Origin of the sequence: Arthrobacter sp. UYCu511, assembly GCF_040547105.1 — a bacterium.
GTDB classification, from domain to species: domain Bacteria; phylum Actinomycetota; class Actinomycetes; order Actinomycetales; family Micrococcaceae; genus Specibacter; species Specibacter psychrochitiniphilus.
Map to the genome: position 1 here is coordinate 113331 of NZ_JBEPPB010000005.1, position 24914 is coordinate 138244.

37 protein-coding genes are annotated in these 24914 nt (G+C 58.0%); 1 reads left to right on the top strand and 36 read right to left on the bottom strand.

The window, feature by feature from the left end; translation table 11 throughout:
- Nucleotides 1-20 precede the first annotated feature (20 nt).
- Nucleotides 21-428: a large conductance mechanosensitive channel protein MscL gene (gene mscL, locus ABIB48_RS09030; RefSeq protein ID WP_110105583.1), complete on the top strand. Its 408-nt coding sequence runs from the start codon at nt 21-23 to the stop codon at nt 426-428.
- A gap of 124 nt (nt 429-552) precedes the next feature.
- Here mscL and glmM read toward each other — a convergent pair whose 3' ends face one another.
- From glmM to ABIB48_RS18055, 36 genes are all read right to left on the bottom strand, one after another.
- Nucleotides 553-1899 (bottom strand): phosphoglucosamine mutase, encoded by a 1347-nt coding sequence (glmM, locus tag ABIB48_RS09035; RefSeq protein WP_110105582.1) that lies wholly within the window; start codon nt 1897-1899, stop codon nt 553-555.
- 256 nt (nt 1900-2155) lie between these two features.
- Entirely contained in the window at nt 2156-2671 is a 516-nt protein-coding gene (gene rpsI / locus ABIB48_RS09040; protein WP_110105581.1) for a 30S ribosomal protein S9, read from the bottom strand.
- Between the two features lie 37 nt (nt 2672-2708).
- A complete protein-coding gene (gene rplM / locus ABIB48_RS09045) occupies nt 2709-3152 on the bottom strand; it encodes a 50S ribosomal protein L13 (protein WP_110105580.1) in 444 nt (147 codons plus the stop codon).
- A gap of 226 nt (nt 3153-3378) precedes the next feature.
- On the bottom strand, nt 3379-4287 hold the full coding sequence (locus ABIB48_RS09050; protein WP_110105579.1) for a tRNA pseudouridine synthase A: 909 nt from the start codon (nt 4285-4287) through the stop codon (nt 3379-3381).
- Between the two features lie 205 nt (nt 4288-4492).
- A complete protein-coding gene (rplQ, locus tag ABIB48_RS09055) occupies nt 4493-5008 on the bottom strand; it encodes a 50S ribosomal protein L17 (RefSeq protein ID WP_354212807.1) in 516 nt (171 codons plus the stop codon).
- A gap of 82 nt (nt 5009-5090) precedes the next feature.
- On the bottom strand, nt 5091-6101 hold the full coding sequence (locus tag ABIB48_RS09060; protein WP_110105577.1) for a DNA-directed RNA polymerase subunit alpha: 1011 nt from the start codon (nt 6099-6101) through the stop codon (nt 5091-5093).
- Nucleotides 6102-6233: 132 nt separating this feature from the next.
- Complete coding sequence (gene rpsK, locus ABIB48_RS09065) at nt 6234-6635, bottom strand: 30S ribosomal protein S11 (RefSeq protein ID WP_038464649.1); 402 nt, start codon at nt 6633-6635, stop codon at nt 6234-6236.
- A gap of 107 nt (nt 6636-6742) precedes the next feature.
- Complete coding sequence (rpsM, locus tag ABIB48_RS09070; protein ID WP_103464846.1) at nt 6743-7120, bottom strand: 30S ribosomal protein S13; 378 nt, start codon at nt 7118-7120, stop codon at nt 6743-6745.
- A gap of 185 nt (nt 7121-7305) precedes the next feature.
- Nucleotides 7306-7419: a 50S ribosomal protein L36 gene (rpmJ, locus tag ABIB48_RS09075; RefSeq protein WP_011775570.1), complete on the bottom strand. Its 114-nt coding sequence runs from the start codon at nt 7417-7419 to the stop codon at nt 7306-7308.
- A gap of 29 nt (nt 7420-7448) precedes the next feature.
- A complete protein-coding gene (gene infA, locus ABIB48_RS09080) occupies nt 7449-7670 on the bottom strand; it encodes a translation initiation factor IF-1 (protein WP_009358723.1) in 222 nt (73 codons plus the stop codon).
- A gap of 202 nt (nt 7671-7872) precedes the next feature.
- Nucleotides 7873-8853 (bottom strand): P1 family peptidase, encoded by a 981-nt coding sequence (locus ABIB48_RS09085; RefSeq protein WP_354212808.1) that lies wholly within the window; start codon nt 8851-8853, stop codon nt 7873-7875.
- A gap of 160 nt (nt 8854-9013) precedes the next feature.
- Entirely contained in the window at nt 9014-10372 is a 1359-nt protein-coding gene (locus ABIB48_RS09090) for an ABC transporter substrate-binding protein (RefSeq protein WP_354212809.1), read from the bottom strand.
- Nucleotides 10373-10424: 52 nt separating this feature from the next.
- Nucleotides 10425-11288 (bottom strand): carbohydrate ABC transporter permease, encoded by an 864-nt coding sequence (locus ABIB48_RS09095; RefSeq protein ID WP_245932095.1) that lies wholly within the window; start codon nt 11286-11288, stop codon nt 10425-10427.
- Nucleotides 11285-12247 (bottom strand): carbohydrate ABC transporter permease, encoded by a 963-nt coding sequence (locus ABIB48_RS09100; protein ID WP_354212810.1) that lies wholly within the window; start codon nt 12245-12247, stop codon nt 11285-11287. The genes ABIB48_RS09095 and ABIB48_RS09100 overlap by 4 nt, the downstream gene beginning before the upstream one ends.
- On the bottom strand, nt 12248-12979 hold the full coding sequence (locus ABIB48_RS09105; RefSeq protein ID WP_354212869.1) for a glycerophosphodiester phosphodiesterase: 732 nt from the start codon (nt 12977-12979) through the stop codon (nt 12248-12250). It lies immediately after the preceding gene.
- A gap of 326 nt (nt 12980-13305) precedes the next feature.
- A complete protein-coding gene (map, locus tag ABIB48_RS09110; protein ID WP_110105573.1) occupies nt 13306-14142 on the bottom strand; it encodes a type I methionyl aminopeptidase in 837 nt (278 codons plus the stop codon).
- Nucleotides 14143-14255: 113 nt separating this feature from the next.
- Nucleotides 14256-14840: an adenylate kinase gene (locus ABIB48_RS09115; protein WP_110105572.1), complete on the bottom strand. Its 585-nt coding sequence runs from the start codon at nt 14838-14840 to the stop codon at nt 14256-14258.
- Nucleotides 14837-16162, bottom strand: a complete 1326-nt coding sequence (gene secY, locus ABIB48_RS09120) for a preprotein translocase subunit SecY (RefSeq protein WP_110105571.1) — start codon at nt 16160-16162, stop codon at nt 14837-14839. The genes ABIB48_RS09115 and secY overlap by 4 nt, the downstream gene beginning before the upstream one ends.
- A gap of 220 nt (nt 16163-16382) precedes the next feature.
- Nucleotides 16383-16862, bottom strand: coding sequence for a 50S ribosomal protein L15 (gene rplO / locus ABIB48_RS09125; protein WP_110105570.1), 480 nt, complete (start codon nt 16860-16862; stop codon nt 16383-16385).
- Between the two features lie 2 nt (nt 16863-16864).
- Nucleotides 16865-17077, bottom strand: coding sequence for a 50S ribosomal protein L30 (gene rpmD / locus ABIB48_RS09130; RefSeq protein WP_110105569.1), 213 nt, complete (start codon nt 17075-17077; stop codon nt 16865-16867).
- Nucleotides 17077-17784: a 30S ribosomal protein S5 gene (gene rpsE, locus ABIB48_RS09135; RefSeq protein ID WP_110105568.1), complete on the bottom strand. Its 708-nt coding sequence runs from the start codon at nt 17782-17784 to the stop codon at nt 17077-17079. The genes rpmD and rpsE overlap by 1 nt, the downstream gene beginning before the upstream one ends.
- A complete protein-coding gene (gene rplR / locus ABIB48_RS09140) occupies nt 17781-18152 on the bottom strand; it encodes a 50S ribosomal protein L18 (RefSeq protein ID WP_110105567.1) in 372 nt (123 codons plus the stop codon). The genes rpsE and rplR overlap by 4 nt, the downstream gene beginning before the upstream one ends.
- A 2-nt stretch (nt 18153-18154) precedes the next feature.
- A complete protein-coding gene (gene rplF, locus ABIB48_RS09145) occupies nt 18155-18691 on the bottom strand; it encodes a 50S ribosomal protein L6 (protein ID WP_110105566.1) in 537 nt (178 codons plus the stop codon).
- A gap of 23 nt (nt 18692-18714) precedes the next feature.
- Nucleotides 18715-19113: a 30S ribosomal protein S8 gene (rpsH, locus tag ABIB48_RS09150; RefSeq protein ID WP_110105565.1), complete on the bottom strand. Its 399-nt coding sequence runs from the start codon at nt 19111-19113 to the stop codon at nt 18715-18717.
- A 103-nt stretch (nt 19114-19216) separates the two neighbouring features.
- Entirely contained in the window at nt 19217-19801 is a 585-nt protein-coding gene (rplE, locus tag ABIB48_RS09155) for a 50S ribosomal protein L5 (protein WP_110105564.1), read from the bottom strand.
- Nucleotides 19798-20160 (bottom strand): 50S ribosomal protein L24, encoded by a 363-nt coding sequence (rplX, locus tag ABIB48_RS09160; RefSeq protein WP_110105563.1) that lies wholly within the window; start codon nt 20158-20160, stop codon nt 19798-19800. The genes rplE and rplX overlap by 4 nt, the downstream gene beginning before the upstream one ends.
- A 3-nt stretch (nt 20161-20163) precedes the next feature.
- Complete coding sequence (gene rplN, locus ABIB48_RS09165; RefSeq protein WP_062286641.1) at nt 20164-20532, bottom strand: 50S ribosomal protein L14; 369 nt, start codon at nt 20530-20532, stop codon at nt 20164-20166.
- A gap of 461 nt (nt 20533-20993) precedes the next feature.
- Nucleotides 20994-21224, bottom strand: coding sequence for a 30S ribosomal protein S17 (rpsQ, locus tag ABIB48_RS09170; protein ID WP_082369419.1), 231 nt, complete (start codon nt 21222-21224; stop codon nt 20994-20996).
- A gap of 62 nt (nt 21225-21286) precedes the next feature.
- A complete protein-coding gene (gene rpmC, locus ABIB48_RS09175; protein WP_110105562.1) occupies nt 21287-21610 on the bottom strand; it encodes a 50S ribosomal protein L29 in 324 nt (107 codons plus the stop codon).
- 2 nt (nt 21611-21612) lie between these two features.
- Entirely contained in the window at nt 21613-22029 is a 417-nt protein-coding gene (gene rplP / locus ABIB48_RS09180; RefSeq protein ID WP_038464683.1) for a 50S ribosomal protein L16, read from the bottom strand.
- On the bottom strand, nt 22030-22878 hold the full coding sequence (gene rpsC / locus ABIB48_RS09185) for a 30S ribosomal protein S3 (protein WP_110105561.1): 849 nt from the start codon (nt 22876-22878) through the stop codon (nt 22030-22032). It lies immediately after the preceding gene.
- Nucleotides 22879-23244: a 50S ribosomal protein L22 gene (rplV, locus tag ABIB48_RS09190; protein WP_110105560.1), complete on the bottom strand. Its 366-nt coding sequence runs from the start codon at nt 23242-23244 to the stop codon at nt 22879-22881.
- Nucleotides 23245-23282: 38 nt separating this feature from the next.
- Nucleotides 23283-23564: a 30S ribosomal protein S19 gene (gene rpsS / locus ABIB48_RS09195; RefSeq protein WP_110105559.1), complete on the bottom strand. Its 282-nt coding sequence runs from the start codon at nt 23562-23564 to the stop codon at nt 23283-23285.
- 12 nt (nt 23565-23576) lie between these two features.
- Entirely contained in the window at nt 23577-24416 is an 840-nt protein-coding gene (rplB, locus tag ABIB48_RS09200) for a 50S ribosomal protein L2 (RefSeq protein WP_110105558.1), read from the bottom strand.
- Nucleotides 24417-24446: 30 nt separating this feature from the next.
- On the bottom strand, nt 24447-24752 hold the full coding sequence (rplW, locus tag ABIB48_RS09205) for a 50S ribosomal protein L23 (protein WP_038464693.1): 306 nt from the start codon (nt 24750-24752) through the stop codon (nt 24447-24449).
- Nucleotides 24749-24913: a sunset domain-containing protein gene (locus ABIB48_RS18055; protein WP_440148882.1), complete on the bottom strand. Its 165-nt coding sequence runs from the start codon at nt 24911-24913 to the stop codon at nt 24749-24751. Before ABIB48_RS18055 ends, rplW begins: the two co-directional genes overlap by 4 nt.
- Nucleotide 24914: the final 1 nt, after the last annotated feature.

A 24914-nucleotide genomic window follows, 5' to 3' on the forward strand; every position in this document is an offset into this window, starting at 1 on the left:
TAATGCGGTAGCTTAAGGGCATGCTAAAGGGATTCAGAGATTTCATTATGAAGGGCAATGTCGTTGACCTTGCCGTCGCTGTCGTCATCGGTGCAGCTTTCGGGGCAGTCATAAACTCCCTCGTAAAGAACATCCTGATGCCGCTTATCGCCGCAATATTCCAGTCACCAAACTTCGATAGTTTCGCCGTTGTCACCATTGGCGGCGTTGATATCCTCTTCGGAGTATTCCTTACCGCAGTGGTTAACTTCTTGTTAGTTGCCGCGGCTATTTACTTCGCCGTGGTTATCCCCATGAACCACATCATCGCCAAGCGCAACGCCAAGCTCGGCATCAAGGAACCGGAGGCCGAGGTTGATCCGCAACTCGCTCTGCTCACCGAAATCCGCGATGCTCTCAAGGCCACGCCCAGCGGCGGGCAGCACTAATTAACCCGAGCTAGCATTCCCCCAACAATAAAGGGCGGCAACCCCACGGTTGCCGCCCTTTATCTTGTCTGTGACGCTTTACCTTGCCCCTGAAGGCACCCCAGACACCCTAGAAACAGGCTTCTTAGAGCGAAAGCTCTGCTTTGACTACGCTCACCAAATCGTTACAAATACGTTCTGCCGTTTCAATGTCTCCGGCTTCAACCATGACACGCACCAGCGCTTCGGTGCCCGAGGGGCGTAACAGGACGCGCCCGGTATCGCCGAGTTCGCTTTCGGCTTTGGCCACCGCGGCATTGATGGCAGGAGTGGAGGAAGCCCGGTTCTTGTCCACGTTCTTGACGTTGATCATGATTTGCGGGAGCTTGGTCATGACAGCAGCCAATTCCTTCAGGCTCTTGCCTGTTTTGGCCACCTGAGCCGCGAGCTGCAGCCCGGTCAACAACCCGTCTCCTGTGGTGGCGTACTTGGAGAAGATCACGTGCCCGGACTGCTCGCCGCCGAGGGTGTAGCTGCCCCGCCGCATCTCTTCGAGCACGTAGCGATCCCCCACACCGGTTTCACGGACCGTGATGCCAGCATTACGCAAGGCAATCTTCAAGCCCAGATTGCTCATAATGGTGGCCACAAGGACATCATCTTTGAGCTCTCCAGAAGCCTTTTGAGCCAGGGCGAGGACAGCCATGATCTGGTCGCCATCTATGACGTTGCCCTCGTGGTCCACTGCCAGGCAACGATCAGCATCGCCGTCATGAGCGATCCCCAAGTCAGAACCAGTTGCCAGAACGGTTTCCTGCAGCAGTTCCAAGTGCGTGGACCCAACACCTTCGTTGATGTTCAGCCCGTCAGGTTCGGCACCAATGACAGTAATCTGCGCACCCGCGTCCGTGAAGACCTGGGGGGAGCATCCGCTGGCTGCGCCATGGGCACAGTCAAGGACAATCTTCAGCCCGTCCAAACGGTTTGGCAGTGTGCCCAGCAAGTGCACAATGTAGCGATCCTCGGCATCAGCAAAGCGTTGAATACGCCCCACGTCAACACCTATGGGCCGCACAGCATCGTGCTGGAGCTGAGACTCAATGGCGTCTTCAACATCGTCAGCGAGCTTTGTGCCACCCCGCGCAAAGAACTTAATGCCATTATCTGGCGCCGGGTTGTGGGAGGCGGAGATCATCACGCCAAAGTCTGCGCCGAGGTCGGCAATCAGAAACGCCGCCGCGGGAGTAGGCAGTACACCTGCGTCATAGACGTCCACGCCGGCACTTGCCAGCCCAGCCACCACGGCAGCACCAATGAACTCACCGCTGGCTCTGGGATCACGGGCAAGCACCGCTCGGGGGCGCTTGCCCTCGCTCATCTGCTCATGACCGAGCACAACAGCTGCGGCTTGTGCGAGGGATAAGGCCAATTCAGCCGTCAGTAGGCCATTGGCCAAACCGCGGACACCGTCTGTTCCAAATAATCTTGACATCTTCTTCAGTCTAAATCATGGAACTGAGAAAACCACCGCACCCCACCCATGCGCCCGCTCACAATGTTCCATTGGATAAGGGCATGCCGATGGCAACGGTTCATGCCAGCACGCAAAAATGCCCGGCTACAAAGCGGCCGGGCATTTTATGGAAGCACAGAAATTAGCGCTTGTGGAGCCAAGCGCTAATATCAGCGCAGGGTACCAAAAAATCCCCGGTCGCGAAGCGGCCGGGGATTTTCTGGGAGCGCTGAGATTAGCGCTTGGAGTACTGCGAAGCCTTACGAGCCTTCTTCAGACCAGCCTTCTTACGCTCGATGACGCGTGCGTCACGGGTAAGGAAGCCTGCCTTCTTCAGGATCGCGCGGTTGTTCTCAACGTCGATCTCGTTCAAGGAACGAGCAACGCCCAGACGCAAAGCACCGGCCTGGCCTGATGCACCGCCACCGTGGATACGGGCCCAGACGTCGTAAGCACCATCGAGATCGAGGATGCGGAACGGGTCGTTAACTTCTTGCTGGTGCAGCTTGTTCGGGAAGTAGTTGGACAGCTCGCGGCCGTTAACAACCCACTTGCCGGTGCCGGGAACCACGCGAACGCGGGCAATTGCCTGCTTGCGACGGCCAACAGCAGCGCCTGATACGGTCAGTGCCGGGCGTTCCTTCTTGGGTGCTGCATCAGATGCAGCTGAGCTTTCGCTCGTGTAGCTAGTCAAAACTTCTTCCTCGGCCACAACGGCTTCGGTGTTCAGCTCTTCAGTGTTCTGAGCCACGATTCTCCTTGATTAATGATTGAGGCGGTGGCCAGGACTACTGGGCGACCTGGGTAATTTCGAAAGTCTGGGGCTGCTGCGCTGCGTGGGGGTGCTCGGAGCCGCGGTAGACCTTCAGCTTGCTGATCTGAGCGTTGCCCAGCTTGGTCTTGGGGAGCATGCCAGCGATGGCCTTCTCCACTGCGCGAACCGGGTTCTTCTCCAGCAGTTCTGCATAGTTGACGCTTGACAGGCCGCCCGGGAAACCGGAGTGGCGGTAAGCGCGCTTCTGTTCGAGCTTGGCGCCGGTCAGGGCAACCTTCTCGGCGTTGATGATGATGACGAAATCGCCCATGTCCATATGGGGAGCGAAGGTCGGCTTGTGCTTTCCACGCAGCAGTGTTGCGGTCTGGCTGGCAAGACGGCCCAAGACAACGTCATTGGCATCGATGATGTGCCACTGACGGTTGATATCGCCGGGCTTCGGGGTATACGTACGCACGGTTTTTGCCTTCGTTTCTTGTTCTTAGGTGGTGTCACAGATGGTTGACACCTGCTATCTATGCGTTTACCGGAACAGAGGTGAGGGCTCTAACACCAGTCATCCTGACACTTCCCGATGACGCCCATTCAGTGGTAGTCCTGCAACCGGACCTGTAACGGGCGCGTGGTATCGGGATAGGACACGCACAACGACTATCCACGATACCTTTAATAATAGGCCAAGGTCAAAGCGGGGTACCAAAGGCTGTTACGGGTGCCCGTCGCGTCCGGGTTAAGGTGGCGCGTTCATGAAGTTCAGCCGCGTCCGGGTACCGTACTTCCTCGAAAATTAGCGGGTGGGCGCTTGCCAGCACGGATTTGGCGTCCCTGACGCCCGCCAACTGTCTCTCGCGCATCCAATGCGGACCCTCCATGCCCTGCCCGACGCGCAGCGCCGCACCTGTCAATGCACGCACCATGTTGTGGCAAAACGCATCGGCCTGGATGTTGAGGTTAATCACACCGTCATCCCCACGGGTGAAATCGAAGCGCTGCAGGGTCCGCACTGTGGTGGAACCCTCGCGCGGTTTGGCAAAGGCCTTGAAATCTCCCAGCCCCAGAAGCTCGGCGGCCCCGGCATCCATCAGATCGGCGTCAAGGTCCTGGTTGAACCACAGGGTCTGCGTGCGCAGTAACGGATCCCGCTTGGTTGAAGCGTCGGCAATCCTATAGCTGTAGCGCCTCCACAGGGCCGAGAACCGCGCGTCAAAACCATGGCCGGCCCGTTGCACCCTCTGGATCTGGATGGCCCCCTGGGAGTCCTTCAGGACCCACCCCAGCGCCCCGTTGATGCGACGGAGCAGGGCCAGGCACGGTTCGACGGTATTGTCTCGGTTCAGCCCATCCCATTCCGCCTGGGTGAAGTCGCAATGGGCCACCTGCCCGCGGGCGTGAACACCTGTGTCCGTACGTCCTGCCACTGTGAGGCGCACGAGTCGGCGCATGATCAGCGCCAGGGCCTCCTCCAGGGTTCCCTGCAGTGTCTGCAGCCCCGGCTGAATGGCCCACCCGCTGAAGGGACCGCCGTCGTACGCAATGTCCAGACGTACACGGACAAGGCCTAGTTCTTCGGGAGAAGGATGGTGGTTTTGCATGCCTGAATTCTACCGGCCAGCCATGGCGTCACCGAATTGGATCCGCAACCTCAGTAACCAGTCTGGGGCACCGCACGGGCCACAATACGGCTGCCCAGGCGAGGCACACAGAACAGCGTAGTCACAGACCGTTAAATGCGGCAAGGACCCGCCACCTTGAAGGTGACGGGTCCTTGCTACTAAAACAAAAGCTTTCGCTTATGAATTACTTGGTCTCTTGCGCAGCTGCTTCTTCAACCTCTACAGCAGCTTCTTCAGCTACAACTTCGGTCTCTACAACTTCTTCAAGCTGAGCTTCTTCAACCGGGGCGGCCTTGGCGGCAGCAGCGGTAGCTTCCTTCACAACGGCCTGCTTGGGGCTAACCGGTTCCAGAACGAGCTCGATGACAGCCATGGGAGCGTTGTCGCCCTTACGGTTGCCGATCTTGGTGATGCGGGTGTAGCCGCCATCGCGGTTTTCTACAGCCTTGGCGATGTCGGTGAACAGCTCATGGACAATGCCCTTGTTGCTGATCAGGCCGAGAACGCGGCGCCGTGATGACAAGTCGCCACGCTTTGCGAAAGTTACCAGTCGCTCTGCGTAGGGGCTCAGGCGCTTGGCCTTGGTCAAGGTGGTGGTGATCCGCTTGTGCTCGAACAGAGCGGCGGACAGGTTCGCGAGCATAAGGCGCTCGTGAGCCGCTCCGCCTCCGAGGCGGGGACCCTTAGCGGGTGTAGGCATGGTGTTTCTCCTCAAGTGTCAGCCGCCAGGTGCGCACATCAGCTGTGTGCACCGGGACGGCTAATAAAAATTGTTGTTCGGCTTAGAGCTCGTCGTCGCCAAATGCGTCGTCGTTCTCATCAAGGGCTGCGGCACGGGCGGCCAGGTCAAATCCTGGAGGGGAATCCTTCAGGGACAGACCAAGCTCAACCAGCTTTGCCTTTACCTCGTCGATGGACTTCGCACCGAAGTTACGAATATCCATCAGGTCAGCCTCTGAGCGAGCAACGAGTTCACCCACGGAGTGGATGCCCTCACGCTTGAGGCAGTTGTAGGAACGGACCGTCAGGTCCAAGTCCTCGATCGGCAGGGCCATGTCTGCGGCAAGAGCGGCATCCGTCGGGGACGGGCCAATCTCAATACCTTCAGCAGCAGTGTTCAGCTCGCGGGCCAAACCAAAGAGTTCAACCAGCGTGGTGCCGGCAGAGGCAATGGCATCTCGCGGGGAGATGGCCTGCTTGGTCTCTACGTCAACAATCAGCTTGTCAAAGTCAGTGCGCTGTTCAACACGGGTGGCCTCCACGCGGAAGGTCACCTTCAGAACGGGTGAGTAAATCGAGTCAACCGGGATTCGGCCAATCTCGGCATCTACGTTCTTGTTCTGGGCAGCCGAAACATAGCCGCGACCGCGCTCTATGGTCAGTTCGAGCTCGAACTTACCCTTCGAGTTCAGGGTGGCAATGTGCATGTCGGGGTTGTGGAATTCCACACCGGCCGGCGGGGCAATGTCAGCAGCCGTAACAACGCCAGGGCCCTGCTTGCGCAGGTAGGCGACGACAGGCTCGTCATGCTCCGAAGACACGGAGAGTCCCTTGATGTTCAGGATGATCTCAGTGACATCTTCCTTAACACCGGGAACCGTGGTGAACTCATGCAGAACACCATCGAGGCGGATGCTGGTGACAGCAGCGCCAGGGATGGAGGACAGCAGGGTCCGTCGCAGTGAATTTCCCAGGGTGTAACCGAAGCCGGGCTCCAGCGGTTCAATAATGAACCGTGAGCGATTCTCGGAAACTACTTCTTCAGATAGGGTGGGGCGCTGTGCAATGAGCACTGGGTTTTCCTTTCAGCGAGCATCCGCTATATGACGCAACACAGGTAGTGGAAATGACGGCTGACAGAACTTAATGGCGGCGCAGTTGGCCTCCACCATGAGGTGAAGGCCAACTCTGCTGCTCAAGAACTGCTAGACGCGACGGCGCTTGGGCGGACGGCAGCCGTTATGGGCGCTGGGCGTGACATCCGAGATGGAGCCAACTTCGAGGCCAGCAGCCTGCAGTGAACGGATAGCCGTTTCGCGGCCCGAACCCGGACCCTTTACGAAAACGTCAACCTTGCGAAGACCATGCTCCTGTGCGCGCTTGGCAGCTGCTTCAGCAGCCATCTGTGCAGCGTACGGAGTTGACTTACGCGAGCCCTTGAAGCCAACTTCACCGGCAGAAGCCCATGAGATGACCGCACCGTTCGGATCCGTGATGGAAACGATGGTGTTGTTAAAGGTGCTCTTGATGTGCGCCTGGCCCAGCGCAATATTCTTTTTATCCTTGCGACGCGGCTTACGAACCGCTCCACGAGTCTTTGGGGGCATTTTATTCTCCTACGAAAGTTTAATAAGGGGGCGGCACGGGCATGGGCCCACGCTTGCCAGTTTTTGTGAAGGCTACGCAAGTAGACTTCCCAACCGGCTAGCGGGATCTACCTGCCGGCCTTCTTCTTGCCTGCGACGGTACGCTTCGGACCCTTGCGGGTACGTGCGTTGGTCTTCGTGCGCTGGCCATGCACGGGCATGCCACGACGGTGGCGGATACCCTGGTAGCTGCCGATTTCAACCTTGCGGCGGATATCAGCTGCTACTTCGCGGCGAAGGTCACCCTCAACCTTGTAGTTACCCTCGATGTTGTCACGCAACTGAACGAGTTCAGCGTCAGAAAGGTCCTTGACACGGACGTCCGGGGAGATCCCCGTTTCGGCCAGGACTTTCTTTGCACGGGTCTTGCCCACGCCGTAGATGTATGTAAGCGCTACTTCCAGCCGCTTTTCGCGGGGAAGGTCTACGCCAGCGAGACGTGCCATATTTGGCTGCTCCAATGTGTAAACCGGAGGTCGTAGACAGTACACCCGCACATTTTGTGAATGCGGCCCTGGCCTCCGACCAGGGGTCCGTTGTACGGTTGCGAAAAAATTCGCCTTCGCCCAACTTGTGCTGCCTTATTAATTTACTTGCGTGAGCAAAAGCCCGGGATTTCCCAAAAGGGAAATTAGCCCTGGCGCTGCTTGTGGCGCGGGTTCTCGCAGATCACCATGACTCGACCGTTACGGCGAATCACCTTGCACTTATCGCAGATCTGCTTGACGCTCGGCTTAACCTTCATGGCGTTCCTTTGCGTGATTGCAGTTGTGGTTACTTGTAGCGGTAGACGATACGACCACGGGTAAGGTCGTATGGGCTAAGCTCCACCACAACTCGGTCCTCAGGAAGGATACGAATGTAGTGCTGGCGCATTTTCCCTGAGATATGGGCAAGAACGATGTGCTTGTTCGTCAGCTCAACACGAAACATCGCGTTGGGCAGCGCTTCCGTCACAACGCCCTCGATCTCAATGACCCCGTCTTTCTTGGCCATATCCTCCGCTAACTTTGTTGCGCCGGCTTGTGCAGCTCCTGGAAGGAACTGAGTCAGTCCGGCGTTCGATTTGCTACTGATTTATTGTTTGCCTGCAATTACTCAGCGACGCTTTGGCATAACACCTGCGTTTGCTGGGCGCCCCACAATAGAGCAGGCACAGACAACCAACAACCTACTCTAGTGCATAGTGCCAATTAAGTTAAATTGAGCCCTGTGGCGTCCCGTCAGGGAACCGTGGCAGGATCCCCCACGGGGTTTGAACGGCCTCGGCTTGGGCCACACCATCCAAAATGGCCAGGCGCACGGCCTCAGCCGCGGCACTTTGGAGTTCAATGAGCGGTGCAAGGGGGAATGCCGGATGCGGCGCCAAAACATCCACACAGGTTGCCAGCGTGAAGATGGTGTCGCCGTCAGCCAGCGTGTGCACGGGATTAAGCGCCCGGGCCATGCCGGCGTGGGCTGCGGTGGCAGTGCGTTTGGCCTGCGCCGCCGTGAGAGTGGCGTTGGTGGCAACAACTGCCAACGTGGTATTCAGCCCCTCCTCCGCCGGCAGGCTTTGTGCACCCGGCACCCAGGGGATGCCTGCGGCGTTGACCACGGCAAGGGCACCCACCACAATGTGGGCATTCTCACCCGTCAGCCTGATGGCGGCTGTGCCCAGCCCACCCTTATATTTTCCTGCCCCAATGGCTGCCCCGGTTCCGGCACCCACGTTCCCGCGGACGACGTCGGCCCCTTCCGTTGAGCTTGCCGCGTCCAGTGCCGCCTCATACCCCATGGCGGCGTTGGGCCGGGCAGAAAAATCGCCTCCGCGTCCCAGATCGAAGATGGCTGCGGCAGGGACAATGGGCACCACTCCCCCTGGTACCGCGAACCCCCTGCCATTTTCCTCACACCACTGCTGCACCCCCCCAGCGGCTGCGAGTCCGTAGGCGCTGCCACCTGTCAGCGCCACCGCATCCACCGTAGCGACCATGGTGGTGGGATCCAGCGCATCCGTCTCGTGGGTGCCGGGGCCGCCGCCACGGACATCCACCGAACCGATGGTGCCCGGGGGTGGTAAAACTACGCTCACCCCCGTCAACCAGCCGTCGGTGCGCCGCTGGGCCTGCCCCACCCTGATGCCTGGCACATCAGTGATGGTGCTCTGCCGTGACGGCTTTTTCTTGTCCTGTGACATCAGATGGACTCCTTTATTGTGCCGGGTTGCCTGCCACGATTATGCCGTGCACCCGGATCTGCCACCAGTGCACCGCAGCCTGATGCTCCACAAAAAGCGCCCAGCCCCGCGTACCCACTGTTCTCCAACAGTGGGTACGCGGGGCCGGGCACGGAAGGGCTCAGTCCTTCAACTTCGGCTGAACAGTCTTGGTGTAGATGCTCTCCAGTTTTTCTTGAAGTTCACCCAGGCTTGTGGCGACATCGGCTTTCTCATTCATGATTTTCGCGGCTGCGTTTGCCATTTCCAGGTCCGCACCGGGGAGGAATACGCGGGCGTAGTCTTGGCTTCGTGTGACCTTTAGTTGGTCAAGTGCGAGCTGTATTTGGGGAGTGGTGGCCAGTACGGCAGTCATGTCTGCATCATCGCGAACCGGCATGTAGCCTGTTGCTTCGGAGAACCGTGCAGTGTTTGCCGCGTTGGTGATGAAGGAGACAAACTTTGCTGCCGCCAGCTGCCGTTCGGGGGACGTCTTTGCCGCAATAACCAGCCCTGCCCCGCCTGTGGGGCAGACTGGCGAGGCGGAGACGCTGCCCCCTGGCAGGAAGCCAACACCAATGTTCATTTTCGCTGTTTTGGCGGCTTCGAGTGTTCCCACCAAGTCCCCTGTGGAACTCACGGTGGCACTGACAGCTCCGGCACTCATGTCTGAGACGGCATCTTTTGAGGAGACACCTGCCCACTTGTCTTTGGTGATGCTCTCCTGTACCCAGGTCATGGCTTTGATGGAGGCCTCTGAATTCGCTGTGATTTCCCACTCCTTGGACCATCCCCCGCCCTGGCCCCACAGTACGTTCTGCAACGTCCATCCCGCATATCCGGCTAGTGCCGGATATTGGTAGGCATGCTGGTAGCCCTTGTTGCCCGCATTGGCAGCCTGGATCTTTGGCGCCCACAGTGCAAATTCTTCCCACGTGGCAGGAGCCCTATCAGGCAGTCCCGCCGCCGCGAAGTGGTCCTTGTTGTAGTAGAACAAGGGTGTGGAGCGAGCGTAAGGGACGGCCCAATGCTTGTCCGTGTACTTGTAATCGCCAAAGAGCGTCGCGTTGAACCCCGCACTCTTGTCCCCCACCACAGCCAGAAGCTCATCCAGTGGCATGACAGTTTCTGCCAAGGCGTACCGGAACCACCACACATCTGAGGCCACCACAACATCGGGCACATTGTTCCCGGCCTGGGAGGTCTGGAACTTCTGTGCAACCTCTTCGTAGTTGGCCCCTCCGGTGATCAACTCAACTTTGATGCCGGGGTTGGCCGCTTCAAAGTCCGCGATCAGTGCCGCTTCAATATCGGCTGACTTCCCCGGGTGGCTGGACATGAACGTGATCTTGGCTGCCGGTGTCACCTTGGCCCAGTCAGTATTCATGGCGGCCGGTACATTGCCGCCCGTGCTAGGTCCTCCACACGCGGCCAGTGCAACTGAGCCCAGACCCAGCCCTGTGACGGTGAGGAAATTTCTGCGATTAATGATCCGTGACATAGTGAATTTCTCTTTCTTTCCTGAACAACTTGTGGAAGGGGAAACTTTTTTCTTACCCGGTGACGGAACCTTGGGTCAGTCCGTCAACGATGAAGCGCTGGAGTGCAGCGAAGATGAGCAAAATGGGCACAATGACTATCACGGCACCGGCCATGAGCACACCCCAGGCTTGAGCTGTGGAGTCGCTATTGGCGAGCAGCGTCAAGCCAACAGGAAGTGTCATCATTTCCGGTTTGTCGGTAACGATGAGCGGCCAAATGTAGTCATTCCACTCACCCACGATTGTCACCAGCGCCACAGTTGCGATGCTGGGCCCGGAAATTGGAACCACTATCTGAAACAACCTGCGCAGGTGTCCAGCTCCGTCAATCTCGCTCGCTTCCAGAATGGACGGCGGCAGTGAGAGAAAATGTTGGCGCAGGAGAAAGGTGCCGAAGGCAGTCCCTAGTCCCGGCAGGATGATGCCCCAGTACGTGTTCAAGCCATCCAGGCCCGCGATGAAGATGTAGTTGGGCAGCACAGAAACTTGGGGCGGGACCATCAGTGCCACCAAGATGGCCAGAAAGATTGCTCTCTTGAAGGGAAAACGGACAAAGACCAAGGCGTAGGCTGTCAGGATTGCCAAAGCACACTTGATACTTGAGCCGATCACCGTGACAACCACACTGTTAATGAAGAACCGCACAAAGGGCACGGTCGTGGCGGCCTGGGCGTAGTTCTCAAGCGTGGTATTCCGTGGCAGCACAGAAAGCTGCGTGGTGACAATCTCGCCGGGACCTTTCAAGGAAGAAAGAACCATCCAGAGCAAGGGCGCCACAACCACAAACGTGGCCAGTACCAGCGGTAGGTAGCCCGTGGCGATGGTCCGCGCCAGGTTGGCTTTAGAGAAGGCATGGGGCAGGGTTGTGGTGCTCACGCGTAATGCACCTTCCGTTCGACGAACCGCAATTGCAATCCCGTCATAATCAGCAACAGCACGAACAGCACTACCGAGATGGCCGCTGAATAGCCTGCCCTGTTGTAGGCGCCAAACGCCTGCAGGTACGCCTCAAAGATGAGCGTTCCCGTGCCATTTCCTGTGGGTGTCATGATTTTGATGATGTCGAAGGCCTGGAGGGAACTGAGTGTGCTCGTGATCAGCAGGAAGAACGTTGTTGGCGAGAGCAAGGGCAGCACCACGAAGTAGAAGCGTCTCAGGGGACCCGCACCATCGAGTGTGGCGGCTTCCATGACGTCGTGCGGCAGTGACTGCAAGCCAGCCAAGTAGACGATCGCGCAGTAGCCCAGGTTCTTCCACACGAACACAAGGATCACCATCACCAGTGCCAGGGCGGGATCGTTGATCCATTGTGGGCTGGCCAGCCCCACTCCTCTCAGTACCCAGGAGAGGACCCCGTAGACGGGATCAAAGATAAACAGCCACACCATGCCCACGCCAACTCCGGACAGCACATAAGGGGCAAACACCGCTGACCTGGCTAGTGTGCGCCCTGGAATCTGTTGATTCAGAGCAACAGCCACCAGCAGGCCCAGAACCATGGCGCCCCCAACGGTGGCCACGGTGAAGACCGCAGTTGTTCCAAGTACCGAAACGGCATCACCGGAGTGGAAGAATTCCACATAGTTCCCCCAGCCAACCACCGTGGCGTCAACAGAGCCCAGCGTCCAGTCCAGCGTGGAGTAATAGATATTGCTCAGTAGCGGTCGGTAGGTGAACAGTGCAATCAGGAGCAGGTTCGGCAGTGCCAGGGCGAGAAACACCCGAGCCTCTTTGCGCGCCCGTGGCGAGAAGGTTTTGCGCCCCGGAACCGGAAGCCGGACATCGGCGGCCACTGGGTTGGCCGTGTCAGCCGCAACAGCTTCTAAAACGGCCATCTATTCCACCTGCCGGGCGTGCGTGGGCACGGAGCAGAGCGCAGTGCGAATCAGTTCCGGATCATCGGTGCAGAGAGCGTCTACACCCATGTTCGCCAGCTCGCGTGCCCTGTCCGCGTCATTGACCGTCCACGCCCAGACTTTCAGTCCGCTGGCGTGGATCAGGCCTATGGTGGTGTGGTCCAGAAGCCCCTCCCACACCGAAACCCCTGTACTTTTATGCAGAAGTGCAAAGTCTATGGATTCTTGGAGGTCTCCCCCACCGTCAGCATTCATTTCCCAACCAAAAGTGGCTGGCTGGCAATCACTGCCAGGGGCAAGCTCACACATTTGCGTCAGTGCGGTGAACTGCATTGATGAACAAAACCAGTCAAGGCCAGGATGCTCGGCAATGACGCCGAGCACTGCGGCCACAGACGTGTCATCCTTAAGCTCAATGTTGACCCGCACCTTGCCAGCTGCCATGCCCAGTACTTGGTCCAGTGTTGGCACAAACTGTCCATGACCAGCATCCAGCAAACCAAGCTGGACCGCCGTGAATTCACTGATTCTGCCGGTGCCGTTTGTGGTGCGGTCCACAGTTTCATCGTGGATCACCATGGGTATCCTCTCTGCTGAGAGGTGGACGTCAAGCTCAATGCCGTCAACACCTAAGTCAATGGCTCGAGAGAATGCCGCCAGCGTGTTCTCCGGCAGATGCGCTGAAACCCCGCGGTGGGCATAAATGCGCATATACACGTTCCCCTCATTAGTCTTCCCGTGGTCAAACTCTCCCGCCTGATGGCGGGGTTCCGCACGGGTGCAATGACCAAGTTACGCAGGGTGTTGACACATCCGGTGAGCGCCAGATGGACACCAGGGAAACTACGCTTAAACAGTTGTGCCCCTGCCCTGACGAATTTGCGTCAAGGCAGGGGCACGGCGAGCGTTGGGAGGAGTTGGGTGGGCCCCCAGCTCCGAGGGACCCGAGGCGAGCTTGCGAGCGTTGGGAGGAGTTGGGTGGGCCCCCAGCTCCGAGGGACCCGAGGCGAGCTTGCGAGCGTTGGGAGGAGTTGGGGTCAGTCCAGCGCTACCGGGGTGACTCCCCAGCGCGCAAGTCGCTGTGCACCGCCGTCGGCCGCGGTGAGAACCCAAATGCCCTTGGCATGAATGGCTACTGAGTGCTCCCAGTGCGCGGCACGGGCCTTGTCAGTTGTTACAACAGTCCAGTCATCTTCCAAAGTAACGGTTTCTAATCCGCCACGGACCAGCATCGGCTCGAGTGCCAGGCACATGCCCGCCTTGAGCTTGGGACCGCGGTGCTTTGAGGAGTAGTTCAGGACATCCGGGGCCATGTGCATGGCAGAACCAATACCGTGGCCCACATAGTCCTCTAGAATCCCCAGTTCCACGCCGGGCTGGGACACCACGAACTCGTCAATTGCGTCACCGATATCACCCACATACTTCCCTGTTGCCATGGCGGCAATACCGCACCACATGCTCTCCTCGGTGATGTCACTGAGCCGGCGATCGGCAGGATCTTCGGCAGTGGGGCCGCCAACAATGGTGGTCCTGGCCGAATCTGAATGCCAGCCCTCCACAATGGCGCCACCATCGATGGAGATCAGGTCACCGGCTTCCAGGACGCGGTTACCGGGGATGCCGTGTACCACCTCGTCGTTGACTGAGGTGCAGATGCTAGCCGGGAAGTCATGGTAGCCCAGGAAATTGGAGGTGGCCCCGGCCTTCTTCAATTCAGCGGCGAAGATGGCGTCCAGTTCACCCGTGGTCACACCCGGTGCCACGGCACCAATGGTGGTGTTCAGAGCTGCGTCCAGGATCAGCCCGCTGCGGTGCATGATGCGCATCTGGTCAATGGTCTTGTATTCAATTCTTTGCTGGCCAAACGCCATGAAAGAAGCCTTTCGATAAGAAAATAAATGAGGGCTCCTCCCCATAGTGCGGGAAGGAGCCCTCCGTCACAACCCCCGGCCTTGCGGCAAAGGCTGTCAATACTTAGGTGTTACTAGGCGGCTTCGCCCTTGACCTTGTTGATAGCGTCCATGATACGAGCCGTCACATCATCCATCTCGCCTAAACCGTCAACCTTGGCCAGAATGCCTCGCTCCGCATAGCGGGACACTACAACCTCTGTCTGCTCACGGTAAAGATCCAAGCGGTGACGGATAACAGCTTCAGTGTCATCGCTGCGCCCTGTTTCCACGGCGCGGCCTAACAGGCGCTTGACGAGTTCCTCGTCGTCGGCCGTCAATTGCACGACAACATCCAAGCTAGCCTCGGCAGCGCCCAGAATGTCATCCAGCTCGTCTACCTGGGGAGAGGTCCTCGGGTAGCCGTCCAAGAGGAAGCCTTCCGCAACGTCACTCTGCGCAAGCCGGTCACGAACCATCCGGTTGGTGACGCTGTCCGGGACAAAGTCACCATTGTCCATGTACTTCTTGGCCTCAATACCAAGGGGTGTTTCACCCTTGACGTTGGCGCGGAAAATATCACCAGTGGAAATCGCAACAATGCCGAGTACCCCGCAAATGCGATCAGCTTGTGTGCCTTTGCCAGAACCGGGAGGTCCAATAATCAGCATTCTTGTCATCGCAATAGCCCTTCGTAGTGGCGTTGTTGGAGTTGCGCATCAATCTGCTTCACAGTCTCCAAGCCAACACCAACCACAATGAGAATCGAGGTGCCGCCGAATGGGAAGTTCTGGTTTGCCCCCACCATGACCAAAGCGATCAGCGGGATCAGGGCCACAATACCCAGGTACATGGAGCCCGGGAGTGTGATGCGCGAAATAACGTACTGCAAGTAATCCTGTGTGGGGCGCCCCGCACGGATACCGGGAATGAATCCGCCATACTTCTTCATGTTGTCAGAGACTTCTTCAGGATCGAAGGTAATAGCCACGTAGAAGTAAGTGAACCCAATTGTCAGAAGGAAGTACATCAACATGTAGACCGGATGGTCTCCTCTGGTGAGGTAATTGTTGATCCACTCAATCCAAGCCGGCGTATCAGTGCTGTTGGCCGGTGTGGCAAACTGCGCAATCAGGGACGGCAGGTACAGCATCGACGAGGCGAAGATAACCGGGATAACACCGGCCATGTTGACCTTGATCGGGATGTAGGTGCTAGTGCCACCCATGGTACGGCGGCCAACCATACGCTTGGCGTACTGCACGGGGATACGGCGCTGGGACTGCTCAACAAACACAACCAGTGCAACAACGAGAAGACCCACAACCATGACGGTCAAGAAGGTGCCCCAGCCCTGAGTCTTCAAGATGGCACCCAATGAGGTGGGGAACATGGCAGCAATGGCAACGAAGATCAACAGGGACATGCCGTTGCCGACGCCCTTTTCGGTGACGAGCTCGCCCATCCACATGATCAAGCCTGAACCGGCCGTCAAGGTGATGATGAGCAGCAGAATCGTGATCAGGCTGTCATTGGGGATCAACGCACCGGGCGTGCCTGCAGCGCCGCAACCAGCGAAGAGCTGGCCAGAGCGGGCAAGAGTGACCAAGGTGGTGGCGTTGAGCAAACCAAGGGCAATGGTCAGATAGCGCGTGTACTGCGTGAGCTGACCCTGTCCCTGAGCACCTTCTTGGTGCAGTTCCTGGAAACGGGGGATCACTACGCGAAGAAGTTGAACGATGATGCTGGCCGTAATGTACGGCATGATTCCCAAAGCAAAAATGGAAACCTGAAGCAAGGCGCCGCCGCTGAACAAGTTCACAAGCTGGTAGATGCCCTGGCTCGTGTCAGCAGCATTCACGCACTGTTGGACGTTTCGGTAATCAATTCCGGGCGAGGGGATAAAAGCGCCCAAGCGGAAGATGGCAAGAATTCCCAGCGTGAACAACAACTTGCGTCGCAGATCAGGCGTGCGAAAGGCGCGGCCAAATGCGGTAAGCAAGCGTCCTCCTGACGTGTAGTGATGAATGTGGCCTCGTAGCTGAAGCCCAAGGAAAGAGTCTAGTGGGTGATCTGGCACGCACTGTAACTGTGACGGCAAATCTACCCATGTCGCGGACAGAACTAACCCGCACGCACTTAAACGAAAGACCCTTGGTGAGCGGAACATGAGCCCCGCCCACCAAGAGTCTAATCGCTAGATGTGCGCATTTGTGAACTTTTTACAGTTCGGTGGTGGTTCCACCTGCAGCAGTGATCTTCTCGATTGCGCTTGTGGAGAATGCGTGAGCGGAGATATCAACCTTGACGGTGATGTCACCGGTGCCCAGCACCTTCACGGGCTGGTTCTTGCGAACGGCACCCTTCTCAACGAGTGTCTCGACGGTGACAACGCCACCTTCGGGGAAGAGCTCGTTCAGCTTCTCCAGGTTTACAACCTGGAACTCGACGCGGAACGGGTTCTTGAAGCCACGCAGCTTGGGCAGACGCATGTGCAGCGGCAGCTGGCCGCCAGCAAAGCCGGCCTTGATCTGGTAGCGGGCCTTTGTACCCTTGGTACCACGGCCTGCGGTCTTACCCTTGGATCCTTCACCACGGCCAACACGGGTTTTAACCGTCTTGGCGCCGGGTGCGGGACGCAGGTGGTGGACCTTCAGTGCGTTCTGCTTTTCAACAGTCTCAGCAGTGTTCTTCTCAGCCACTTTTACTTCGCCTCCTCAACCTTGACAAGGTGCGGAACCGTGTTGATCATGCCAGCGGTCACTGCGTCAGCCGTACGAACGACAGAGTCGCCGATGTGCTTGAGGCCCAGTGAACGAAGGCAATCCTTCTGGTTCTGCTTGACGCCGATGACGCCCCTGATCTGAGTGATTTCCAGCTTCTTCTCAGAAGGCTGAATGTTCTTAGGTGTAGTCATTACAGACCCGCCTTTTGCATATTGCGCAACAGCACAGCCGGAGCAACTTCATCCAAAGGCAAGCCACGGCGAGCCGCAACTGCCTTGGGGTCTTCCAGGGACTTCAAAGCAGCAACAGTTGCGTGAACAATGTTGATGGCATTGGAGGAACCCAGTGACTTGGACAGAACATCGTGGATGCCTACGCATTCCAGGATGGCGCGAACCGGACCACCGGCAATAACACCGGTACCAGCTGCAGCCGGACGCAACATGACGACGCCGGCAGCGGCTTCACCCTGTACGCGGTGGGGAATGGTCTTGCCAACCATGGGTACGCGGAAGAAGGACTTTTTGGCTTCTTCAACACCCTTGGCAATAGCGGCAGGAACTTCCTTAGCCTTACCGTAGCCAACACCGATCATGCCGTTACCGTCACCGACGATCACGAGAGCGGTGAAGCTGAAGCGACGGCCACCCTTGACAACCTTGGCAACACGGTTGATGTTGACAACGCGCTCGATGAACTGGCTCTTTTCAGCCTCACGTCCACCATCGCGACCACGGCCACGGCCACCGTCGCGACCGCCTTCGCGGCCTCCACGAGCACCGTCGCGACCGCCACGGCCACGGGCGCTGTCTGCGCCTGCGGCTGTCTCAGTCTTCGCGGCACCGTCAGCTGCAGTAGCTTCTGACACAGTGTTCTCCTTGTTAATGTTTTCGGTCACAGTGCCAGCCCGCCTTCACGTGCGCCGTCAGCAATAGCTGCGACACGGCCGTGGTAGCGGTTACCGCCGCGGTCGAAGACAACAGCTTCGATGCCAGCAGCCTTGGCGCGCTCTGCAATAAGCTCGCCAATGCGCTTAGCCTTGGCGGTCTTGTCACCGTCAAATGCGCGCAGGTCTGCTTCCAGTGTCGAAGCCGACACCAGGGTCAGGCCCTGGGTGTCGTCGATGACCTGAACGAATACGTGGCGTGCTGAACGGTTAACTACCAGACGCGGACGTACGGTGGTGCCGCTGACGCGCTTACGTACACGCAGGTGGCGACGGCCGCGTGCTGCGGCCTTGGACTTTCCTCTTACGGATAGTGCCATGGTTACTTACCAGCCTTTCCGACCTTGCGGCGGATGATTTCGCCGGCGTAGCGTACGCCCTTACCCTTGTACGGGTCGGGCTTGCGCAGCTTGCGGATGTTGGCAGCAACTTCGCCCACCTGCTGCTTGTCAATGCCTGACACGGAGAGCTTAGTGGGGCTCTCAACTGCCAGTGTGATGCCAACGGGTGCCTCAATGACAACCGGGTGGCTAAAGCCCAGAGCGAACTCAAGGTTATTGCCCTTGGCAACTACGCGGTAACCGGTACCAACAATTTCCAGCTTCTTCTCGTAGCCTGCAGTGACACCAATGATCAGGTTGTCAATGAGGGTCCGAGAGAGGCCGTGGAGTGCACGTGAATCGCGCTCATCGTTGGGGCGGCTAACGGTGATGGTGTTCTCTTCGAGAGCAACCGTGATGGGGCTTGCAACAGTTAGCTGCAGTGCTCCCTTCGGGCCTTTAACGGAGACCAGGTTATCTTCAACCTTGACCTCTACGCCGGCAGGCACGGAGATGGGGAGACGTCCAATACGTGACATAAGTTCTTTCCCTTCTCTCTCTACTACCAGACGTAGGCGAGGACTTCCCCACCCACGCCCTTCTTGGCAGCCTGACGGTCGGTCAGCAGACCTGACGATGTCGACAAAATGGCGACACCCAGCCCACCCAAAACGTTGGGGAGGTTGGTGGACTTTGCGTAAACGCGCAGTCCAGGCTTGGAGATGCGGCGCAGGCCAGCGATTGAACGCTCGCGACTGGGACCGTACTTCAAGTCGATGGTCAGCTTCTTGCCAACTTCGGCGTCTTCAACCTTCCACGCAGTAATGTAACCCTGCGCCTTGAGGATGTCGGCGATGTGGCCTTTAAGCTTGCTAAACGGCATGGACACGGTGTCGTGGTGTGCCGAGTTTGCGTTGCGCAGACGCGTAAGCATGTCTGCGACAGGATCTGTCATTGTCATTTGGGCGCTTGCCCTTCCTCGTAACGGTTTCCTTCGCGATTCACTGGCGTTATGAAATCAGATTTCATGGCACCGGCGCCGCCGAACGGACCTTTTACGTAGATTATTTATCTTCGGATTTGAACGGGAAGCCGAGTGCTTTGAGCAGTGCACGGCCTTCGTCATCTGTCTTGGCTGTGGTGACGACTGTGATGTCCATACCGCGGGGACGGTCAATGGAATCCTGGTCGATCTCGTGGAACATAACCTGCTCGGTCAAACCGAAGGTGTAGTTGCCGTTGCCGTCAAACTGCTTGCCACTGAGGCCGCGGAAGTCGCGGATACGGGGCAGTGCAAGAGTGACCAAACGGTCCAGGAATTCCCACATACGGTCTCCACGCAGAGTTGCGTGGCAACCAATCGGCATGCCTTCGCGCAGCTTGAACTGAGCGATTGACTTGCGCGCCTTGGAAACCTGGGGCTTCTGGCCGGTGATGGCGGTGAGGTCACGAACGGCGTGGTCAATGAGCTTGGAGTCCTTAGCGGCATCTCCAACACCCATGTTGACAACAACCTTGACCAGGCGCGGAACCTGGTTAACGTTCGAGTAGGTGAATTCCTCGATCAGGGCCGGCTTGATTTCCGCTGCGTAGCGGCTCTTCAAGCGAGGTGTGATCTTAGGTGTGTTCTCTGCTACTGCGGCGCTCATGGCAGATCCTTCCCTGAGGCCTTGGCAACGCGGATGCGTACTTCACGCTTGCGGCCATCGCGCTCAACGATTTCGGTGCGGTAGCCAACGCGAGTCGGCTTCTTCGTGGACGGGTCCACGAGTGCAACGTTGGAGATATGAATAGGTGCCTCGACGATTTCGATGCCACCAGTGTTGGTGCCACGTTCCGTCTGACCGGCTTTGGTGTGCTTCGTAACGCGGTTTACGCCCTCAACCAACACGCGGTTGGTTTCGGTGTATACCTTCAGGACCTTGCCCTGCTTGTTACGATCGCCGCCACGCTCAGCCTTGGCGCCTGTGATGACCTGAACCAGGTCACCCTTCTTGATCTTTGCCATAAGTTACAGCACCTCCGGAGCCAACGAGATGATCTTCATGAATTTCTTGTCACGAAGTTCACGGCCAACCGGGCCGAAGATACGGGTACCGCGGGGGTCCCCGTCAGCCTTGAGAATGACAGCTGCATTCTCATCGAACTTGATGTAGGAACCATCCGCACGGCGGCGTTCCTTCTTGGTACGAACGATGACAGCCTTGACGACGTCACCCTTCTTTACGTTTCCGCCGGGAATTGCATCCTTGACGGTGGCGACAATGGTGTCACCGATGCCTGCGTAGCGGCGCCCAGATCCACCGAGAACGCGGATGGTCAAGATTTCCTTGGCCCCCGTGTTGTCGGCGACCTTAAGCCGCGACTCCTGCTGAATCACTAGTATCTCCTGTTCGTCGCGCTGGTTCTTGGCCATAAACCATCTATGGATAAGCCTTGCGGAACGTATTGGTCGGGATGTCTCTGAACGTGCCTGGATTTTGCCAAAACACGCCTAAACACTTCATGCCAACTCCACTTTCCGTCCCGGTGAATTGCGTGAAAATTCACGCACCGGATGGCAGTTTGTAGTGGCACGAGGCATTTACGAGGTAAATGCGCACCTATCTGTCTCAACCGAAAACGGCGGCACAGAAAAGGCGCAGCAATAAATAATCCTAGCACGACGGCGGAACCTCACGGTACGCTGGCAGCTCGCCAAAAGCGTTACCTCCCCCACATCTGCCGTACAGGTCCGCAGGCGTACGGGACGAGCTTGTACTTTAAACAATGTTGGGCCCGTTGCCACAAGTGGCAACGGGCCCAACATTTAGTAATCAATCAACACAAGTGTTGAAAGGTTTACTTAGCCTTCTCGACGATCTCAACCAGGCGGAAACGCTTGGTTGCAGACAGCGGTCGGGTTTCGCTGATAATAACGAGGTCGCCGATGCCGGCGCTGTTCTCTTCATCATGAGCCTTGATCTTCTTGTTGCGGCGCAGAACCTTGCCGTAAAGCGCGTGCTTTACACGGTCTTCGACCTCAACAACGATGGTCTTATCCATCTTGTCGGAGACAACGTAACCGCGCATCTTCTTGCGCTCGTTACGAACTGGCGTCTCAACGCCATTGTCAGTGTTGTTTACAGAATCGCTCACTTGGCGTCCTCCTCAGTCTTTTCAGCCTTCTTGGAGGCCTTCTTGGCGTCCTTGTCAGCCTTCTTGGAGGCCTTCTCCACGGGTGCAGCGGCAACCACGTCCGGGCGTATGCCCAGCTCGCGCTCACGCAGCACTGTGTAGATGCGGGCGATGTCACGCTTTACAACGCGCAAACGACCGTGGCTTTCCAGCTGACCGGTGGCCGACTGGAAGCGCAGGTTGAACAGTTCTTCCTTAGCCTTACGGAGTTCTTCGACAAGACGTGCATTGTCAAACCCGTCAAGCTGTGCAGGGGCAAGTTCCTTGGAACCAATTGACATCTCTACTCACCACCTTCGCGACGCACAATGCGTGCTTTCAACGGCAGCTTGTGGATTGCCAGGCGCAATGCCTCGCGTGCTACCTCTTCTGATACACCGGACAGTTCAAAAAGAACACGGCCGGGCTTGACGTTTGCGATCCACCACTCGGGTGAACCCTTACCGGAACCCATGCGGGTTTCAGCAGGCTTCTTCGTCAACGGACGGTCAGGGTAGATGTTGATCCACACTTTACCGCCACGCTTGATGTGACGAGTCATGGCGATACGAGCGGACTCGATCTGACGGTTGGTTACATATGCCGGGGAGAGAGCCTGAATGCCCCACTCACCGAATGAAACCGTGGTGCCGCCAGTAGCCTGACCCGAACGACCGGGGTGGTGCTGCTTACGATGCTTTACGCGACGTGGGATAAGCATTTACGCCTCTCCTCCTTCTACTACCGGAGCTGCAACCTCTGCAGCTACAGGAGCCTCAACCGCGGCAGCTGCCTCGGTGCGCTCAGGACGGTCGTTACGACGACGGTCGCCACCGGCGCGGGGACCGCGGGCTCCGCGGTCATCGCCGTCACGACGCGGGCCACGGCCACGAGCAGGAGCAGCAGCTGCCTGAGCAGCCAGTTCCTTGGACGTGACATCGCCCTTGTAGATCCAGACCTTGACACCAATACGGCCGAACACGGTCTTGGCTTCGAAGAAGCCGTAATCGATGTTGGCACGCAGGGTGTGCAGGGGCACACGACCTTCGCGGTAGAACTCGGTGCGTGACATTTCAGCGCCACCCAAGCGACCAGCACAAGCGACACGGATGCCCTTGACACTGCCGGTGCGCTGAGCGGACTGCATGGCCTTCTTCATCGCGCGGCGGAACGCCACACGGCTAGTCAGCTGCTCTGCGATGCCCTGGGCAACGAGCTGAGCATCAGCTTCCGGGTTCTTGACTTCCAAGATGTTCAGCTGAACCTGCTTGCCGGTGAGCTTTTCGAGCTCGCCGCGGATGCGGTCTGCTTCTGCTCCACGACGACCGATGACGATACCGGGGCGTGCGGTGTGGATATCCACACGTACACGGTCACGGGTTCGCTCGATCTCAACCTTGGAAATACCGGCGCGGTCCATGCCCGTGGACATGAGTGCGCGGATCTGGATGTCTTCTTTTACGAAGTCCTTGTAACGCTGGCCGGGCTTGTTACTGTCCGCGAACCAATGTGAACGGTGGTCCGTGGTGATCCCGAGACGGAAACCGTGCGGGTTTACTTTCTGTCCCACTTAGCGAGCCTCCTCTTTCTCGGGGGTAGCAACAACCACTGTGACGTGGCTGGTGCGCTTCTTGATCTGGAATGCACGGCCCTGTGCACGCGGCTGGAACCGCTTCATGGTGGGGCCATCATCAACGAAGATTTCGCGGATGTACAGATCATTTTCGTTGAACGCGATGCTGTCGCGATCTGCCAGAACGCGGGCGTTAGCCACTGCGGACTGGACTACCTTGAATACCGGTTCCGAAGCTGCCTGGGGGGCAAACTTCAAAATCGCCAATGCCTCATTCGCCTGCTTGCCACGAATCAGGTTGACGACGCGCCGGGCCTTCATAGGCGTTACGCGCAGATGACGCGCACTTGCCTTGGCTTCCATTGCTATCTCTCTCTCGTCTTAGCCGTATTGACAAGCGCCTAGCGGCGCTTGCCCTTACGGTCGTCCTTGACATGGCCGCGGAATGTCCGCGTGGCGGCGAATTCGCCGAGCTTGTGCCCGACCATCGACTCAGTAACAAACACGGGGATGTGCTTGCGACCGTCATGCACGGCGATCGTGTGACCCAACATATCGGGCACGATCATCGAGCGGCGGGACCAGGTCTTAATTACGTTCTTGGTACCCTTTTCGTTCTCCCGAGCTACCTTAACAAAGAGGTGCTGGTCAACGAAGGGACCCTTCTTCAGGCTACGTGGCATGTCTCCAGGCTCCTATCGCTTGTTCTTGCCAGTACGGCGGCGACGAACAATCAGCTTGTCGCTCTCTTTGTTGGGACGGCGGGTACGGCCTTCGCGCTTACCGTTCGGGTTGACCGGGTGACGTCCACCGGAGGTCTTACCTTCACCACCACCATGAGGGTGATCGACGGGGTTCATGACAACACCGCGGACGGTCGGGCGTACGCCCTTCCAGCGCATACGGCCAGCCTTACCCCAGTTGATGTTGGACTGCTCAGCGTTTCCAACTTCGCCGATGGTCGCGCGGCAGCGCGCATCAACGTTGCGGATTTCGCCGGAGGGCAGACGCAGCTGGGCGAACTTGCCTTCCTTGGCGACGAGCTGAACCGAGGCACCAGCTGAACGAGCCATCTTGGCTCCTCCTCCGGGACGCAGCTCCACAGCGTGGATAACAGTACCCACGGGGATGTTGCGCATCGGAAGGTTGTTGCCAGGCTTGATATCAGCAGCCGCACCGGCTTCTACGAAGTCGCCCTGGCTGAGCTTGTTCGGGGCGATGATGTAACGCTTGGTTCCATCAACGTAGTGCAGGAGCGCAATGCGTGCGGTGCGGTTGGGATCGTATTCGATCTCAGCAACGCGTGCGTTTACGCCGTCCTTATCGTGACGACGGAAGTCAATCAGGCGGTACTGGCGCTTGTGGCCACCACCCTTGTGACGAGTCGTGATGCGACCGGTGTTGTTACGGCCACCCTTTTTGGGCAGTGGACGGACCAGAGACTTCTCCGGCGTCGACCGCGTGATTTCTGTGAAGTCGGCAACGCTCGAGCCACGACGGCCCGGGGTTGTCGGCTTGTACTTACGGATTCCCATAGTTTATTTCCTCGTTAAAGTGGTCTCCGCTTATGAAAGCGGACCGCCGAAGATGTCAATCGTGCCCTCGCGGAGGGAGACAATGGCGCGCTTGGTGTTCTTGCGCTGTCCCCATCCGAACTTGGTGCGCTTACGCTTACCGGCCCGGTTGATGGTGTTGATCGAGTCGACCTTGACGGAGAAAATTTTCTCCACGGCCAGCTTGATCTCGGTCTTGTTTGAGCGGGGGTCAACCAGGAAGGTGTACTTACCTTCGTCGATCAAGCCATAGCTCTTTTCCGAAACGACGGGTGCAAGCACTACGTCGCGCGGATCCTTGATGGTAACGGCGCTCACTTGCCGTCCTCCTTAATGGTCTGGGCAGCTTCGCCGCCGGCCGGAACAAAGCCTGCGGCCTTGGCGTCCTCAGCTGTTGCAAACCAAACTTCAGCCTCAGTGGCGTCGTACCAGCGTGAACCAGGCACGTGGTACTTCATGGAGTCCTTGTTGCCCTTGATG

Bases quoted from the DNA above. Each gene is read 5' to 3' on its own strand.
- mscL (WP_110105583.1), top strand. From the start codon at position 21: ATGCTAAAGGGATTCAGAGATTTCATTATGAAGGGCAATGTCGTTGAC.
- glmM (WP_110105582.1), bottom strand. From the start codon at position 1,899: ATGTCAAGATTATTTGGAACAGACGGTGTCCGCGGTTTGGCCAATGGC.
- ABIB48_RS09050 (WP_110105579.1), bottom strand. From the start codon at position 4,287: ATGCAAAACCACCATCCTTCTCCCGAAGAACTAGGCCTTGTCCGTGTA.
- rplQ (WP_354212807.1), bottom strand. From the start codon at position 5,008: ATGCCTACACCCGCTAAGGGTCCCCGCCTCGGAGGCGGAGCGGCTCAC.
- rpsK (WP_038464649.1), bottom strand. From the start codon at position 6,635: ATGCCCCCAAAGACTCGTGGAGCGGTTCGTAAGCCGCGTCGCAAGGAT.
- rpsM (WP_103464846.1), bottom strand. From the start codon at position 7,120: ATGGCACGTCTCGCTGGCGTAGACCTTCCCCGCGAAAAGCGGCTGGAA.
- rpmJ (WP_011775570.1), bottom strand. From the start codon at position 7,419: ATGAAGGTTAAGCCGAGCGTCAAGCAGATCTGCGATAAGTGCAAGGTG.
- infA (WP_009358723.1), bottom strand. From the start codon at position 7,670: ATGGCCAAGAAAGACGGGGTCATTGAGATCGAGGGCGTTGTGACGGAA.
- ABIB48_RS09085 (WP_354212808.1), bottom strand. From the start codon at position 8,853: ATGTCACAGGACAAGAAAAAGCCGTCACGGCAGAGCACCATCACTGAT.
- ABIB48_RS09090 (WP_354212809.1), bottom strand. From the start codon at position 10,372: ATGTCACGGATCATTAATCGCAGAAATTTCCTCACCGTCACAGGGCTG.
- ABIB48_RS09100 (WP_354212810.1), bottom strand. From the start codon at position 12,247: ATGGCCGTTTTAGAAGCTGTTGCGGCTGACACGGCCAACCCAGTGGCC.
- ABIB48_RS09105 (WP_354212869.1), bottom strand. From the start codon at position 12,979: ATGCGCATTTATGCCCACCGCGGGGTTTCAGCGCATCTGCCGGAGAAC.
- map (WP_110105573.1), bottom strand. From the start codon at position 14,142: ATGGCGTTTGGCCAGCAAAGAATTGAATACAAGACCATTGACCAGATG.
- ABIB48_RS09115 (WP_110105572.1), bottom strand. From the start codon at position 14,840: ATGACAAGAATGCTGATTATTGGACCTCCCGGTTCTGGCAAAGGCACA.
- rpmD (WP_110105569.1), bottom strand. From the start codon at position 17,077: ATGACTACACCTAAGAACATTCAGCCTTCTGAGAAGAAGCTGGAAATC.
- rplR (WP_110105567.1), bottom strand. From the start codon at position 18,152: ATGGCACTATCCGTAAGAGGAAAGTCCAAGGCCGCAGCACGCGGCCGT.
- rplF (WP_110105566.1), bottom strand. From the start codon at position 18,691: ATGTCACGTATTGGACGTCTCCCCATCTCCGTGCCTGCCGGCGTAGAG.
- rpsH (WP_110105565.1), bottom strand. From the start codon at position 19,113: ATGACAATGACAGATCCTGTCGCAGACATGCTTACGCGTCTGCGCAAC.
- rplE (WP_110105564.1), bottom strand. From the start codon at position 19,801: ATGAGCGCCGCAGTAGCAGAGAACACACCTAAGATCACACCTCGCTTG.
- rplX (WP_110105563.1), bottom strand. From the start codon at position 20,160: ATGGCAAAGATCAAGAAGGGTGACCTGGTTCAGGTCATCACAGGCGCC.
- rpsQ (WP_082369419.1), bottom strand. From the start codon at position 21,224: ATGCGCGGTTACGTTGTCTCCGACAAGATGGATAAGACCATCGTTGTT.
- rpmC (WP_110105562.1), bottom strand. From the start codon at position 21,610: ATGTCAATTGGTTCCAAGGAACTTGCCCCTGCACAGCTTGACGGGTTT.
- rplP (WP_038464683.1), bottom strand. From the start codon at position 22,029: ATGCTTATCCCACGTCGCGTAAAGCATCGTAAGCAGCACCACCCCGGT.
- rplV (WP_110105560.1), bottom strand. From the start codon at position 23,244: ATGGAAGCCAAGGCAAGTGCGCGTCATCTGCGCGTAACGCCTATGAAG.
- rpsS (WP_110105559.1), bottom strand. From the start codon at position 23,564: ATGCCACGTAGCCTGAAGAAGGGTCCCTTCGTTGACCAGCACCTCTTT.
- rplB (WP_110105558.1), bottom strand. From the start codon at position 24,416: ATGGGAATCCGTAAGTACAAGCCGACAACCCCGGGCCGTCGTGGCTCG.